The sequence below is a fragment of the Streptomyces sp. NPDC002309 genome, from assembly GCF_053593375.1.
The window spans coordinates 86,269-99,671 of sequence record NZ_JBSFCI010000032.1 but is presented as its reverse complement, the minus strand read 5'-3'; the positions used below and the strand labels follow the sequence as shown (position 1 = coordinate 99,671).

Here is a 13,403-nt window from a genome sequence, read left to right as displayed (position 1 = left end):
CTTCCCGCGTTTTTTTTTCCGGGGTTTGTGGTTTTTGTCGCCCCCCCCCCGCACCTGCGCCCGGGCGGGCCCCCCCCCCCACGCCGGGGGGGGGGGGGGGTGCGGGCCCGGCGCATGGGTGGGGGCGTACGGGTGCCCAGGAAGGTCCCGGTCACGACCGGGTGGAGCCGGGCGGTGCGGGGCGCCGGCCGAGGGCCTCGTCGCGGACCCGGGCGCAGCTGCGGCTGATGAGGCGCGAGACGTGCATCTGGGAGATGCCGAGATGGTCGGCGATGCGGCTCTGGGTCATGTCCTCGAAGAAGCGCATGTAGAGAATGGCCCGCTCACGCTCCGGCAGGTTGCGCAGGCTCTGCTTGGCGGACTCCCGGTCGACCACGACGTCGTACGAGCCGTCGGGCGCGCCGAGGGTGTCCGCGAGGCTGTACCCCTCGTCGGCCGAGGAGAGCTCGGCGTCGAGGGAGAGCGTGCTGAAGCTCTCCAGCGCCTCCACCCCCGTGGCGACCTCGTCCTCCGTCAGCCCGGTGTGCGCGGCGACCTCCGCGACGGTGGGCTCGGGCGCCCCCGGGTTCTGGGTCAGCTCGCGGCGGGCGACCCGCACCTTGTTGCGCAGTTCCTGCACGCGCCGCGGCACCCGCAGCGCCCACATCCGATCCCGGAAGTGCCGCTTGACCTCTCCGGTGATGGTGGGCACCGCGTAACTCTCGAAGGCCCCGCGAGAGGGGTCGTACCGGTCGATCGCCTTGACCAGCCCGAGTGCGGCCACCTGCCTCAGGTCCTCCAGCGACTCCCCGCGGTCGCGGAAGCGGCCCGCGATGCGGTGGGCCATGGGCAGCCAGGCGGTGGCGAGTTCGTCGCGCAGCGCCTCCCTCTCGGGCCCGTCCCGAAGCGTGTGCAGGCGGGCGAAGACACGGGCGGTCGCCGGAGCGTCGTCGTGGCGCCGCCGGGGAGGCGCGGACGGGGTGGAGGAGTCGGGCCTGCCAGAACGGCTTGTCGACATGTCGATGGGCATGCGGAATCGCTCCTGAACGGTCTTTTGAGGGACTTCAGGGACTGTCCGCGGGAAGGGTTCCGGCCCCCCGAACCACCCGGAGGCCCTCGGAGCGCGTACCGCTCCCCGCTGGCGCGCCTCCGGTCCGAAGCACGAGAACGCGTCTGCCCGAGCACCGGAGGAACAAACCCCGGGCATCCGACGGTCCCTCAGAAGACCAGTACCGCCGCGGTGATGCGCTTGCCGCCCGCGGGCAGGTCGGCCACCCGGATGTCGCACGCCAGCCGGCAGACGATCGGCCAGCCCCGTCCGCCCGCCCGCCATCGCCCCTGCTCGTCCGTCGGCGTCACGGTCACCGGCAACCGCTCGCTGCGGTCACAGACCGACACCCGCACCTCGTGCCCGACGACGTCCACGTCGACGCCGGTCACACCGCCCCCGTGCAGGATGGCGTTGGTGGTCAGTTCCGATGCCACGAGGAGAGCGTCCGAGAGCGCTCCCGCGTCGCACGCGGTACCGGTGTCCCGGCACCGGCCCTCCACCGCCTGCCGTATCGCCCGGCGCACATCGGCGGGGCGGCACATGTCGCCTCGGCAGGCCCGGACCTCGTCCGCCGGTTCGCCCGCGTGCTCGGTCCTGTGCTGCGCGCTCACTGCTCGCCTCCTCGACCGATCGGGTGTCAGGGCGACCACCGAGCCCGGAGAGCGGGCTGTCCGGCGCTGCCCTCATAGGTCGGCTCACCCCCTTGGGGCACACCAAACCCGCCTCCCGGCCATTGATGGCGGACTTGCGGGTAGGTGGAGTGCATGACCGATGTGGTGGACTCAGATGAGCTGTTGCGGCGCATCCAGCGCGGCAGGGCCTGCGCGGAGCAGGAGGAGCGCGCGTGGCGGGCGCGCAGTGAGGCCCTGGAGCCGACCGACCCGGCCGGGGCCCGCGAGGCCGCGGTGCGGCGGCTGACCTACGAGGCGGTGCTCAGGGTGCTGGACGAGATCCTGACGCCGGGACGTCACGCCGAGGTGGGCTGACCGGAGCCTCGCCGGCCGGAGTGGGGCCGGCCGGCCCCCGGGCGGCACGTGTGCGATTCGCCGGGGCAACGGTCCGGCGCGCGTCGCCGAACCGGGCGCGCCGAAGGTGTCCGGCGACGCGGCGTACTCGGGGAGGGGCCCGCTGCCGGGCGGCTCGGACGACCGGCGCGTCACTCCGGAGCAGGCGAGGATCCGGGTGACGGCCGAGCGGGGACCCACGTGAAACGGGTCACGCGACCGGCTTCCAAGTGGATGGCCGGGCCCGAGATGGTTTATCGTTCACACATACGTGGTGACGGGGTCGAGGACCTCCTCCTCCGGACATCACCTCGTACGGCCCTGGCTGGCCTCCCCCGTCCAGCCAGGGCTTTTCCATGCCCCGAGGTGCTCCGTGCGCGCGCAGCGGCTGAAATGGGCATAGACAGAGCACCGGTCCTTTCCGTCGGCGAGGAGCTTTGCGCCATGACCAAAGCGACGAAACTGCTGACCGCCCTGCCCCCTCCGCAACGACAGCGTCTGATGACGCTCGGCAGGGAGGTGTCCTTCCCGGAGGACACCCGCATCTTCGAGGCCGGCGCGAAGGCGGACCGCTTCTGGGTCATCCGCTCGGGCGCCGTCTCCCTCGACCAGCAGGTGACGTCGACGCAGCGGGTGACCGTCGCCGGCCTCGGCGCGGGCGACCTGCTGGGCTGGTCCTGGCTGTTCCCGCCGCACCGGTGGGACTTCGGCGCGGAGGCGTTCAGCCAGGTGCGCGCCTACGAGTTCGAGGCGGAGCCGGTCCTGGAGCTGTGCCGGCAGGACCCGCAGCTCGGCATGTCCCTGGTACGGATCGTGGCCGAGATCCTGGCGCACCGGCTGGAGACGACACGCGGCCAGCTCATGGAGCAGTACACCCTGCGCCGCCGCGGCGGCGGATAGCGCCGCCCACCGGACCGGCCGGGACCTCAGACGCGGTAGTGCCGCAGGTCCGGTACGGCCACGGCCTCAGACGCGGTACCGCCGCAGGTCCGGTACGGCGGCCGCCAGGGCCAGCATCACGACGACGACCAGGACACCGCCTCCCACCACCGCGGTACGGGCACCGAAGGCCGAGCCCGCCGTACCGTGCAGGACGTCGGCGAGCCGAGGCCCACCCGCGACGACGACCGTGAAGACGCCCTGCATACGGCCGCGCATCTCGTCGGTCGCGGCGGACAGCAGGATCGCGCCGCGGAACACCATCGACACCATGTCGGCGACACCGGCGGCCGCCAGGAACGCGACCGCGACCCACAGACTGGTGCTCAGCCCGAACCCGGCGACGGCCAGGCCCCAGGCGACCACCGCGCCGATCACCATCCAGCCGTGCCACCGGACCCCCGAGAAGGTGCCGGAGAACAGGCCGCCCGCCACCGCGCCGACCGGGATCGCCGCGAACAGCAGACCGAGGGCGAGGCCCTCGCCCCAGGGGGCGTACGTCTCTGCCGCGAGCTGCGGGAAGAGCGCGCGGGGCATACCGAGGACCATGGCGACGATGTCGGCGAGGAAGGACAGCAGCAGCACCTTGTGGAGCGCGATGTAGCGGAAGCCCGCCACGACCTCCCGCAGCCCGGCACGCCGCCCCGCCACCGCCGCGAGGGGCGGCAGCGCGGGCAGCCGCAGCACCGCCCAGACGGCGACGCACAGGGCGAGGGCGTCGATGAGGTACAGCTCGGGCAGGCCGACGGCGGGGATGAGCGCACCGGCGAGCAGCGGCCCGGCGACCAGGCCGGTCTGCATGACGGTCGAGCCGAGGGCGCTCGCGGCGGCCAGTTCGTCCTCGGGGACCAGCCGGGCGATGGAGGCGCTTCGGGCCGGGGCGTTCAGGCCGAAGAACGCCTGCTGGAGGGCGAGGAGGACCATCAGGACGGCCACCGAGCCGAGACCGGTGACCGCCTGGAGCCAGAACAGCACGGAGGTGACGGCGATGCCGATGTTGGTGAGCAGCAGCAGCTTGCGCCGGTCCATGCTGTCGGCGACCGCCCCGCCCCACAGGGCGAACACCACCAGCGGCAGCAGACCGGCGAGGCTCGCGTAGCCGACCCAGGCCGACGAGCCGGTGATGTCGTAGATCTGCTTGGGCACGGCGACCGCGGTCAGCTGGCTGCCGACGGCCGTGACGACGGTCGAGCCCCACAGGCGGCGGTAGGCGGGTCGGCGCAGGGGGCGGGTGTCCATCGCCCAGCGCCGCCGGCCGCCGCGGGGCGACTCGGCGAGGGCGGGATCGTCCGCGGGGTGCTCGGTGCTGCTCTCGCTGGTGTCCACGCGCGCTTCCCGGTTGCTCGTTACATCTTTCGAATCCGGGGATCACTATCGCAGGCCGGTGCGGGCGCCCCCGTCCGGCTCCCGCGCGACGGCGGACCGCCACGGCCGCCTCCCGCGCGCTCAGCTCCCGGCGATGAGCGTGACACCGAGAACGATCATGGTGGTCGCGACCAGTCCGTCCAGCACCCGCCAGGCGGCCGGTCTGGTGAGCCAGCGGCCGAGCAGCCGCGCGCCGAAGCCGAGTGCGGCGAACCAGCAGAGGCTGGCCGTCACGGCGCCGATCCCGAACGTCCACCGCAGCGGCCCCCGGTCGGCGGCCAGCGAGCCCAGCAGGAGGACGGTGTCGAGGTAGACGTGCGGATTGAGCCAGGTCATGGCCAGGCACATGAGCACCGCGCGTCGGCGCGAGCCCGCCGAGTCCCCCTCGGTGCGCAGCGCCCCCTGGGGTCTGACGACCCGGCGGGCGGCCAGCGCGCCGTAGCAGAGCAGGAAGGCGCCGCCGATCCAGCCGACCGCGGTCAGCGCGCCCGGCCATGCCGCGACGACCGCGCCGACCCCGCCCACCCCGAGGGCGATCAGGGCGGCGTCGGAGAGTGCGCAGATGCCGACGACGGTGAGGACGGCCTCGCGGCGGACCCCCTGCCGCAGGACGAAGGCGTTCTGGGCACCGATGGCGACGATGAGCGAGAGGCCGGTGCCGAATCCGGCGGCCGCGGCCGAGAGAGCTGGGGACATGCTTCCGACGCTACGGATGCGATCACTGGAGGTACAGCTAAAGATTCTTACGTATCCTTAGCGCGGGTAATGTCGGCCCATTCCAGGACGGGTGCGGTGATGACGGAGCTTCCGCTCGACCAGGTGCGGACCTTGCTGGCCGTCGTGGACGAGGGCACCTTCGAGGCGGCCGCCGCCGCGCTGCATGTGACGCCCTCGGCGGTCAGCCAGCGGGTGAAGGCCCTGGAGCAGCGCACGGGGCGGATCCTGCTGATGCGCACGAAGCCGGTGCGTCCGACGGAGTCCGGTGAGGTCGTGGTGCGGCTCGCGCGCCAGCTGGCCCGGCTGGAGCGGGACGCGCGTGCCGAACTGGGCATGAGCGGCACCGGTGACGCGACCCGGGTCTCGGTGGCGGTGAACTCGGACTCGCTGGCGACCTGGTTCCTCCCCGCGCTCAGCCGTGTCCCGCGGGAGCTGCGGCTCTGCTTCGAGCTGCGCCGCGAGGACCAGGACCACACTGCGGCGCTGCTGCGCGAGGGCCTCGTGATGGCCGCGGTGACGTCGTCGTCGGTGCCCGTGCCGGGCTGTTCGGTGCGTGCGCTCGGCGTCATGCGCTACGTCGCCGCGGCCCGCCCCGACTTCGCCGCACTGCATCTGGGCGGGCCGCTGCGCGAGGCCCTCGCGGACGCGCCGGTGGTCGTCTTCGACCGGCGGGACGATCTGCAGGACGCGTTCGTCAGGCGGCTGCGGAAGGGCGGTGGCGCGAGCGCGGTACGGCACTATGTGCCCACCTCGGACGGCTTCGTCGAGGCCGTCGCGGCGGGCCTCGGCTGGGGCGTGGTCCCGGAGGTGCAGGCCGAGCCGCTGCTGGCCGCGGGCCGGCTGGTCCAGCTGGCGCCCGACCGGGCGGTGGACGTGCCGCTGTACTGGCAGCAGTGGAAGCTGGACTCCCCCGCGCTGGCGGCGGTGGCACGGGCGGTGACGGAGGAGGCCGCGGAGGCACTGCGTCCCGGGTGACCCGGGAGCGTCGCGGGCCGGCCCGCCGAGCGGTCCGAGGGCGCTCACCGGGCCAGTGAGGCGGCGTCTCCCAGGACGGCCACGGGGTGCCGGTCCGGGTCCAGGCGGCGCAGCAGCTCCTTCATGTGGGCCCGCCGGAGGGTGACGCATGCCTGTGTGGGCCCGCCGTGGTCGACGTGGAACCAGATCCCGCCGCCGCGTGCGGGGCCGAGCGGCCGGGTCCAGTCGAGGGGCGAGGTGCCGGGCACGCGGTTGTAGTCGATGGCTACCACGTGGTCGAAGGAACCGGACAGCGGCTCGCCCTCGAATCCGGAGCCCGTGGCCTTGAACGCGGCCGACCGGTCGTACGGCATCCGGGTCCCGGGGTCGGGGAGCAGCCCGCCGGCGTCGGTGAGGGTGTAGACGCCGATCGGTGAGCGCAGGTCGCCGAGCCGGTGCTCGTCGGTCCAGCCGCGCAGCGCGTTGCGCGCGGGCCAGCTCCGGACCTGCCGCCAGCCGGCCAGGCCCCGCTCGTACAGGACGGCCTCGGAGTCCGGGGAGTTCTTGCCGAGGCCGGTCACCACGACCGCCTGGCGTGCGTCGGCGGGGACCTGGGCCCGGGTCAGCGGGCCGAGTCCGGGCATCTGCCGCGGGCCGGTTCCGAGCGAGGGCTCCGGGTCGGGTCCGGGCGCCTTGGCCTCGGCGGCGACAGGCGGGGACCCGGGTGCCGGGTCCGTCTCCGTGCGTTCGGCGCCGCACGCGGTGAGCAGGAGTGCGGTGGGCAGCAGGAAGCGGCAGATGCGTCTGATCATGTGTCGACCTTGACCGACACGGGTGGCGATCCGGGTGGGTTCCACGGCTCCGTCCACCCGCCCGGCGTACGCTCCCGTCACACCTCTCCCCGTACGGAAGGCCTCCCGCATGAGTGTCCGAGTCCGACGAGTCTACGAACCGCCGGAGCCCGAGGACGGCGTACGCGTCCTGGTCGACCGGCTGTGGCCGCGTGGTCTGGCCAAGGACGAGGCCCGAGTGGACGAGTGGCCCAAGGGGCTCACTCCATCCACCGAACTGCGCCAGTGGTACCACGCGGGCGAGGGGACCTACGAGGAGTTCGCCCGCCGGTACGAGGCGGAGCTGGCCGAGCCCGAGGCGGCCGAACTCCTGGCGAGAGTGAGGAAGTCGGCGGACACCGGCGTGGTGACCCTGGTGACCGGTTCGAAGAACCTGGAGCAGGGCCACGTCGCGGTGCTGGCCCGCCTCCTCGAGTCCTGAGAGGACCTGACAAGGCGGGCCCGCGGTCCGCCTCAGCCGGTCTGCCGCGCGGCCGCGCGCCCCGCCGCGCGGCCCGAGAACAGGCAGCCGCCGAGGAAGGTGCCCTCCAGCGCGTTGTAGCCGTGCACGCCGCCCCCGCCGAAGCCGGCGACCTCGCCCGCCGCGTACAGTCCGCCGATCGGCTGCCCGTCGGCACCCAGGGCGCGCGAGTCGAGGTCGGTCTGGATGCCGCCGAGCGTCTTGCGCGTCAGCACGTGCAGTTTGACGCCGATCAGGGGGCCGGCGGCGGGGTCGAGGATGCGGTGCGGGGTGGCGACGCGGCCGAGGCGGTCGCCGATGTAACGGCGGGCGTTGCGGATGCCCTGCACCTGGGCGTCCTTGCTGTAGGGGTTGGCCAACTGCGCGTCGCGGGACTCGATCTGACGACGTATCACCTCGGCGTCGAGGAGCGGCTTGTCGGTGAGGCCGTTCATCTTCTCGACGAGCTGTTCGAGGCCGGGCGCGGTCACGAAGTCGGCGCCGTTGCGCAGGAAGGCGGCCACCGGGCCGGGCGCGCCCTTGCCGAGGATGCGTTCCCGCAGGAACGCCTTGCGGTCCTTGGCGGTGATGTCGGGGTTCTGCTCGGAGCCCGACAGTGCGAACTCCTTCTCGACGATGCGCTGGGTGAGGATGAACCAGGAGTGGTCGTACCCGGCGATGTCCTCGGTGGTGCGCAGGTACTTGAGCGTGCCGAGGGTGTCGTAGCCCGGCAGGCAGGGTTCGGGGAGACGGCGGCCGAGCGCGTCGAACCACAGCGAGGACGGTCCGGGCAGGATGCGGATGCCGTGGCCGGGCCAGACGGGGTCCCAGTTCTGCAGACCCTCCGTGTAGTGCCACATGCGGTCGCGGTTGACCAGCCGTACGCCCGCCTCGGCACTGATGTCGAGCATGCGGCCGTCGACGTAGGCGGGGACGCCGGTGACCATCTCGGCGGGCGGGGTGCCGAGCCGTGCGGGCCAGTGGCGGCGGACGATGTCGTGGTCGGCGCCGATGCCGCCGGTGGTGACGATCACGGCCTGGGCGGTGAGTTCGAAGTCGCCGATCGCGTCACGGCTGGAGGCGACGCCGCGCGGGGAGTCGTCGTCGGCCAGCACGGTGCCGGCCACACCGCGGGCGACGCCGTCCTCGACGAGGAGACGGTCGACCCGGTGGCGGTGATGGAAGGTCAGCAGGCCGTCGCGGGCGGCCTGTCGGGCGTACCCCACGAACGGCTCCACGACCCCGGTGCCCGTGCCCCAGGCGATGTGGAAGCGGGGTACGGAGTTGCCGTGCCCGCCGGCGCGCAGGTTGCCGCGCTCGGCCCAGCCGACCGTGGGCAGGAACTTGATGCCGTGCCCCTCCAGCCAGGACCGCTTCTCCCCCGCCGCGAACTCGACGTAGGCCCGCGCCCAGCGCACCGCCCAGGAGTCCTCGTCGTCGGTCCGGTCGAACCCGGCGCTGCCCTGCCAGTCGTTCCACGCGAGGTCGAAGGAGTCCTTCACGCCGAGCCGCCGCTGCTCCGGCGAGTCCACGAGGAACAGCCCGCCGAACGACCAGAACGCCTGGCCGCCGAGGTTGGCGGCGTTCTCCTGGTCGACCAGCGCGACCCGGCGGCCCCGGCTGGTGAGTTCGTGCGCGGCGACCAGACCGGCGAGGCCTGCTCCTACGACGATGACGTCGGCGTCCATGGCGATCGTCCCTTCCTGACCCGTCGGGGGGTGCCGCTGCTGTCCGTCAGCAGCGCGGTGAGCAACTGTCCCAGCCACAGGCGGGCGTGCTCGACGTCCTTGTCCAGCAGCAGCTGGGTGGTGACTCCGTCGTACGCGGCGACCACCGCGTGGGCGGCGGTGTCGACGTCGCCCAGTACGGCGGGCAGTTCGGTGCGGTCGGCGACGGCCCGGGCGAGCCGTTCGGCGATGGCGCCGCGCAGCCGGGCCCGGTGCTCCAGCAGGGTCCGGGCCACGGCGGCGTCGCGCGCGGCGTGCACCAGGAAGTCCGTCTTGACCATCAGCCAGTCCAGGTCGAGGAGGAGTACCTCGGTGACCCGGTCGACGGCGGCGGGCACGTCGAGGTCGGGCCCGTCCTGGGCGAGCGCACCGGAGACCTGCTCGGCGATGAGCTCGGCGCGCTCCCGGTAGAGCGCGAAGAACAGTTCGTCGAGGCTCGCGAAGTTCGAGTAGAAGGCGCCCCGGCTGTAGCCGGCGGCCTCGCACACCTCCTCGATCGACACCCGCCCGAAGCCCTTCGCCGCGAACACCTCGAAGGCGGCGTCCAGCAGTCTGGCGCGGGTGCGGACACGGCGCCTGGTCACCCGCCCGGCTGCTCGCTCCATGTCCGACCCTCCGTTCGATACGCGAATGTATCCGATACAGGAATGTATCCAAAGGGGCGCGACGCCACGGATTCCGCGGGCCGCGACGCCGAGGAAAAGGTATGGGAACATACATTCGAATCGGGGTTACGCTGGAGACATGACCAGGCACCTCCAGGGCTCGCTCTTCGACCAGACCGACGAGGTCCGGCTCGGCTCCCTCGACGGGCTGCGCCGCACCGCGCTCGGCTCGGGCGCCTGGATCGACGTCCTGCCGGGGTGGCTGGGCGGGTCGGACGCGCTGTTCGAACAACTGGCGGCGGAGGTGCCCTGGCGGGCCGAGCGCCGCACGATCTACGACCACGTGGTCGACGTCCCCCGGCTGCTGGCCCACTACGGCGCGGGCGACCCGCTGCCGCACCCCGTGCTCGACGAGGCGCGGGAAGCGCTGTCCGGTCACTACGCGGGCGAGCTCGGCGAGCCGTTCGCCACGGCCGGCCTGTGCCACTACCGCGACGGCCGGGACAGCGTGGCCTGGCACGGGGACCGGATCGGGCGCGGCGCCCGGGAGGACACGATGGTCGCGATCCTCTCCGTCGGCGCACCCCGTGACCTGCTGCTGCGTCCGATGAACGGCTGCGGCGGGACGGTGCGGCGCCCCCTGGGGCACGGCGATCTGATCGTGATGGGCGGCTCCTGCCAGCGGACCTGGGAGCACTGCGTACCGAAGTCCACGCGCGCCACCGGGCCGCGGATCAGCGTCCAGTTCCGCCCGCGGGGAGTGAGCTGACTCCCCTCGTGACCCTTTCGCGCCGCGCGACCTCACGGGGTTCCCGGCGGCGCGCGGACCCTCCGGCCGGGCCGGTCACCCGGATCTGGTTTGCTGTCCCCGTCGGGCGCGGACCTCACCAGGCGGGACGATCATGCGGGCAGAAGTGCGGGAAGTCGCCGAGGGCATCCACCTCGTGCACGGCAGCAACACCAACTGGGTGATCGTCCAGGACGGGGACGCCGTCACCCTGGTCGACACCGGCTACCTCGGGGACCGCCAGTCGCTCCTCGACTCCCTCGCCGCGGTGGGCAGCGCGCCCGAGGCGGTCGCGGCGGTGCTGATCACCCACGCCCACAACGACCACGTCGGCTCGGCCGAGTACCTGCGCCAGACGTACGGCACGCCGGTGTACCTGCACGAGGCGGAAGTGCCGCACGCACGCCGGGAGTTCCTGCACCAGGTGTCCGTGGGGCAGGTGCTGCGCAACGGCTGGCGGCCGGGTGTGCTGCCGTGGGCCGTGCACGCGCTGCGGTCGGGCGGCACCGCCCACCTCCCGGTCGCCTCGCCCGAACCGTTCCCGGTGGCCGGCCCGCTGGACCTGCCGGGGCGTCCGGTGCCGGTGCACACTCCCGGCCACACCGACGGGCACGCCGTCTTCCACCTGCCGGACGCGGGCATCGTGATCTCCGGGGACGCGCTGGTCAGCGGCCACGCGACCTCACGCGTCGAGGGCCCGCAGCTGTTGCCCGGCATGTTCCACCGCGAGCGCGCCCGGGCCCTGGCCTCGCTGGAGCTGATCGAGAAGCTGGCGGGCGACGTCCTGCTGCCCGGGCACGGGCCGGTCCACCGGGGCTCCGTGCCCGACGCCGCCCGCCGGGCACGGGAACGGGCCCTCTAGGCTCACACCATGGCTTTGCAGATCAGCGCCACCAACCCGGAGCACCCGGCCCTCCTGCTGGAGCTGCCGTGGCACCTGCCTCTGGAGGAGTGGCCGCAGGAACACCTCGTGCCGCTGCCGCGCGGCATCTCCCGGCACGTGGTGCGCTACGCCCGCGCGGGCGACGAGGTCGTCGCCGTCAAGGAGCTGGCGCAGCGGCCCGCGCTGCGCGAGTACGAGCTGCTGCGCGACCTGGACCGGCTCGGCATCCCCGCCGTGGACGCGCTCGGCGTGGTCACCGGCCGCACCGACGCCGCCGGCGACCCGCTGGAGTCCGTGCTGATCACCCGGCACCTCGGCGGCTCGATGCCGTACCGGTCGATGTTCGAGACCACGATGCGCCCGGCGACCATGCACCGGCTGATGGACGCCCTGGCGGTGCTGCTGGTGCGGCTGCACCTGACCGGGTTCGCGTGGGGCGACTGCTCGCTGTCCAACACCCTCTTCCGCCGGGACGCCGGCGCGTACGCCGCCTACCTCGTCGACGCCGAGACCGGTGAGCTGCACACCCGGCTCAGCGAGGGGCAACGCGACTACGACCTCGACCTCGCCCGCGTCAACATCAGCGGCGAGCTGCTCGACCTGGAGGCGTCCGGCGCGCTGCACCCGGCGGTCGACCCCATCGAGTTCGGCACGGAGGTCCGCGCCCGCTACCACCGCCTGTGGCGCGAGCTGACCCGCACCTCGGTCTACCCGGCGGGCAAGTACCACTACATCGAGCGCCGGATACGCCGGCTGAACGACCTCGGTTTCGACGTCGCGGAGATGCAGATCGAGCACTCCGCCAACGGCGACACGGTCACCTTCGTGCCCAAGGTGGTCGACGCGGGCCACCACCAGCGGCAACTGCTGCGCCTGACCGGGCTGGACACCGAGGAGAACCAGGCCCGGCGGCTGCTGAACGACCTGGAGAGCTGGATGGCCACCCAGGACGACTACGCCCCGGGCGACCCCCTCGCCGCCCGTCCGGAGGTACTCGCCCACCGCTGGGTGCGCGAGGTCTTCCGGCCGACAGTTCGCGCCGTCCCGCAGGACCTGCGCGGCACGATGGACCCGGCCGAGCTCTACCACCAGCTGCTCGAACACCGCTGGTACCTCTCGGAGCAGGCCCATCAGGACATCGGCCTCGGGACGGCGATCGCCGACTACATCCAGAACGCCCTGCCGCAGGCCCGCGAGACGCTGGAGACACCCGCCACCGAGTGACTCACGCGGGCGGCACGACCGCCACGGGGCACGCCGCGTGGTGCAGGACTCCGTGCGCCACCGACCCGATCCGCGCCCCCACCGAGGTCCGGCGGGCACGGCGGCCGACGACCATCAGCTGGGCGCGCCCCGCGACCGACAGCAGCACCTGTCCGGCGCTGCCCATCTCCACGTGCTCCACCACGTGCACGTCCGGGAACCGCTCACGCCACGGCAGCACCGCCTCGGCCAGCGCCTTGGTCTCGAAGAGCTCGGGCCCGCCCGCCTCGTCGAGCAGCTTCAGCGATCCGGGGCTGTAGGCGAACACCGGCGGCAGCGTCCAGGCCCGCACCGCGCGCACCGTCGCCCCGCGCGCGGCGGCCGTCTCGAACGCGAACCCGAGGGCGGCGGCACTGTCCTGTGCGTCGCCCTCCTGCCCGACGACGATCTCGCGGCCGTCGGCCTCGTTCGAGGCCCGGTCGCCGGAGCGCACGAGCACGACCGGGCGCGACGTACCGGCGATGACCTGCTGCCCCACGGACCCGAGCAGGAAGCCCACGACCTGACCGTGCCCGCGCGACCCGAGCACCAGCATCTCCGCGCCGTCCCCGGCGGCCGCGAGCGCATCGGCCGCGTCACCCTCGACGACGTCCGTGGTCACCTCCAGGCCGGCGTGCCGCGCGACGACGCCGCGCACGCCCGCGTCCACGGCGTCCCGGACCCACCTCGCCTGCGTCCCGTGGTCACCCTCGACGGCCTCGTGCGGCTCGTGCCGCCAGGCGTGCACCACGCTCAGCGCCCGTCCTCGCCGGACGGCCTCGCGGGCCGCCCAGGCCAGCGCCGCGAGGCTCTCCTCCGATCCGTCGAACCCCGCGGTGATCGGGCGCGTCATCCAGCTG

Annotated in this window: 15 protein-coding genes; 7 read left to right on the top strand and 8 right to left on the bottom strand. The window is 73.4% G+C overall.

The annotated features are described in order from the left end of the window. Nucleotides 1-151: 151 nt before the first annotated feature. On the bottom strand, nt 152-1,009 hold the full coding sequence (locus ACWCPM_RS25330) for a SigB/SigF/SigG family RNA polymerase sigma factor (protein WP_450978547.1): 858 nt from the start codon (nt 1,007-1,009) through the stop codon (nt 152-154). A gap of 188 nt (nt 1,010-1,197) precedes the next feature. Next, nucleotides 1,198-1,641: an ATP-binding protein gene (locus ACWCPM_RS25325; RefSeq protein ID WP_450978546.1), complete on the bottom strand. Its 444-nt coding sequence runs from the start codon at nt 1,639-1,641 to the stop codon at nt 1,198-1,200. Between the two features lie 153 nt (nt 1,642-1,794). On the opposite strand from ACWCPM_RS25325, the gene ACWCPM_RS25320 reads away from it, so the two are divergent. Then, nucleotides 1,795-2,016 carry a hypothetical protein gene (locus ACWCPM_RS25320; protein WP_365449305.1) on the top strand — a complete coding sequence of 74 codons (222 nt, stop codon included), beginning with the start codon at nt 1,795-1,797 and terminating at the stop codon, nt 2,014-2,016. 462 nt (nt 2,017-2,478) lie between these two features. Next, nucleotides 2,479-2,934, top strand: a complete 456-nt coding sequence (locus ACWCPM_RS25315; RefSeq protein ID WP_450978545.1) for a cyclic nucleotide-binding domain-containing protein — start codon at nt 2,479-2,481, stop codon at nt 2,932-2,934. Between the two features lie 66 nt (nt 2,935-3,000). Here ACWCPM_RS25315 and ACWCPM_RS25310 read toward each other — a convergent pair whose 3' ends face one another. After that, complete coding sequence (locus ACWCPM_RS25310) at nt 3,001-4,299, bottom strand: MFS transporter (protein WP_450978544.1); 1,299 nt, start codon at nt 4,297-4,299, stop codon at nt 3,001-3,003. Between the two features lie 120 nt (nt 4,300-4,419). Then, entirely contained in the window at nt 4,420-5,034 is a 615-nt protein-coding gene (locus ACWCPM_RS25305; protein ID WP_450978543.1) for a LysE/ArgO family amino acid transporter, read from the bottom strand. A gap of 96 nt (nt 5,035-5,130) precedes the next feature. Here ACWCPM_RS25305 and ACWCPM_RS25300 point away from each other — a divergent pair, with 96 nt between their 5' ends. Further along, nucleotides 5,131-6,030, top strand: a complete 900-nt coding sequence (locus ACWCPM_RS25300; RefSeq protein ID WP_450978542.1) for a LysR family transcriptional regulator ArgP — start codon at nt 5,131-5,133, stop codon at nt 6,028-6,030. 44 nt (nt 6,031-6,074) lie between these two features. Here the strand turns inward: ACWCPM_RS25300 and ACWCPM_RS25295 are convergent, their stop codons facing one another. Continuing rightward, entirely contained in the window at nt 6,075-6,821 is a 747-nt protein-coding gene (locus ACWCPM_RS25295; RefSeq protein WP_450978541.1) for a hypothetical protein, read from the bottom strand. 109 nt (nt 6,822-6,930) lie between these two features. On the opposite strand from ACWCPM_RS25295, the gene ACWCPM_RS25290 reads away from it, so the two are divergent. Then, complete coding sequence (locus ACWCPM_RS25290; RefSeq protein ID WP_450978540.1) at nt 6,931-7,281, top strand: DUF488 domain-containing protein; 351 nt, start codon at nt 6,931-6,933, stop codon at nt 7,279-7,281. 32 nt (nt 7,282-7,313) lie between these two features. Here the strand turns inward: ACWCPM_RS25290 and ACWCPM_RS25285 are convergent, their stop codons facing one another. Together ACWCPM_RS25285 and ACWCPM_RS25280 are read right to left on the bottom strand one after the other, a co-directional pair. Further along, nucleotides 7,314-8,987 (bottom strand): FAD-binding dehydrogenase, encoded by a 1,674-nt coding sequence (locus tag ACWCPM_RS25285; protein WP_450978539.1) that lies wholly within the window; start codon nt 8,985-8,987, stop codon nt 7,314-7,316. Then, complete coding sequence (locus tag ACWCPM_RS25280; protein ID WP_450978538.1) at nt 8,963-9,631, bottom strand: TetR/AcrR family transcriptional regulator; 669 nt, start codon at nt 9,629-9,631, stop codon at nt 8,963-8,965. The genes ACWCPM_RS25285 and ACWCPM_RS25280 overlap by 25 nt, the downstream gene beginning before the upstream one ends. Nucleotides 9,632-9,770: 139 nt before the next feature. Here ACWCPM_RS25280 and ACWCPM_RS25275 point away from each other — a divergent pair, with 139 nt between their 5' ends. From ACWCPM_RS25275 to ACWCPM_RS25265, 3 genes are all read left to right on the top strand, one after another. After that, nucleotides 9,771-10,400 carry an alpha-ketoglutarate-dependent dioxygenase AlkB gene (locus tag ACWCPM_RS25275; protein ID WP_450978537.1) on the top strand — a complete coding sequence of 210 codons (630 nt, stop codon included), beginning with the start codon at nt 9,771-9,773 and terminating at the stop codon, nt 10,398-10,400. A gap of 133 nt (nt 10,401-10,533) precedes the next feature. Continuing rightward, the gene (locus ACWCPM_RS25270) at nt 10,534-11,280 is read left to right on the top strand and encodes an MBL fold metallo-hydrolase (protein WP_450978536.1); all 747 of its coding nucleotides are present in this window, start codon (nt 10,534-10,536) and stop codon (nt 11,278-11,280) included. Between the two features lie 9 nt (nt 11,281-11,289). After that, nucleotides 11,290-12,525, top strand: a complete 1,236-nt coding sequence (locus tag ACWCPM_RS25265) for a DUF4032 domain-containing protein (protein ID WP_450978535.1) — start codon at nt 11,290-11,292, stop codon at nt 12,523-12,525. A gap of 1 nt (nt 12,526) precedes the next feature. Here ACWCPM_RS25265 and ACWCPM_RS25260 read toward each other — a convergent pair whose 3' ends face one another. Then, nucleotides 12,527-13,396, bottom strand: coding sequence for a universal stress protein (locus ACWCPM_RS25260; RefSeq protein WP_450978534.1), 870 nt, complete (start codon nt 13,394-13,396; stop codon nt 12,527-12,529). Nucleotides 13,397-13,403 lie beyond the last annotated feature (7 nt).

Coding starts and splice junctions, on each gene's coding strand:
- ACWCPM_RS25320 (WP_365449305.1), top strand. CDS start 1,795: ATGACCGATGTGGTGGACTCAGATGAGCTGTTGCGGCGCATCCAGCGC.
- ACWCPM_RS25315 (WP_450978545.1), top strand. CDS start 2,479: ATGACCAAAGCGACGAAACTGCTGACCGCCCTGCCCCCTCCGCAACGA.
- ACWCPM_RS25275 (WP_450978537.1), top strand. CDS start 9,771: ATGACCAGGCACCTCCAGGGCTCGCTCTTCGACCAGACCGACGAGGTC.
- ACWCPM_RS25260 (WP_450978534.1), bottom strand. CDS start 13,396: ATGACGCGCCCGATCACCGCGGGGTTCGACGGATCGGAGGAGAGCCTC.
- ACWCPM_RS25330 (WP_450978547.1), bottom strand. CDS start 1,009: ATGCCCATCGACATGTCGACAAGCCGTTCTGGCAGGCCCGACTCCTCC.
- ACWCPM_RS25270 (WP_450978536.1), top strand. CDS start 10,534: ATGCGGGCAGAAGTGCGGGAAGTCGCCGAGGGCATCCACCTCGTGCAC.
- ACWCPM_RS25265 (WP_450978535.1), top strand. CDS start 11,290: ATGGCTTTGCAGATCAGCGCCACCAACCCGGAGCACCCGGCCCTCCTG.
- ACWCPM_RS25305 (WP_450978543.1), bottom strand. CDS start 5,034: ATGTCCCCAGCTCTCTCGGCCGCGGCCGCCGGATTCGGCACCGGCCTC.
- ACWCPM_RS25280 (WP_450978538.1), bottom strand. CDS start 9,631: ATGGAGCGAGCAGCCGGGCGGGTGACCAGGCGCCGTGTCCGCACCCGC.
- ACWCPM_RS25295 (WP_450978541.1), bottom strand. CDS start 6,821: ATGATCAGACGCATCTGCCGCTTCCTGCTGCCCACCGCACTCCTGCTC.
- ACWCPM_RS25285 (WP_450978539.1), bottom strand. CDS start 8,987: ATGGACGCCGACGTCATCGTCGTAGGAGCAGGCCTCGCCGGTCTGGTC.
- ACWCPM_RS25290 (WP_450978540.1), top strand. CDS start 6,931: ATGAGTGTCCGAGTCCGACGAGTCTACGAACCGCCGGAGCCCGAGGAC.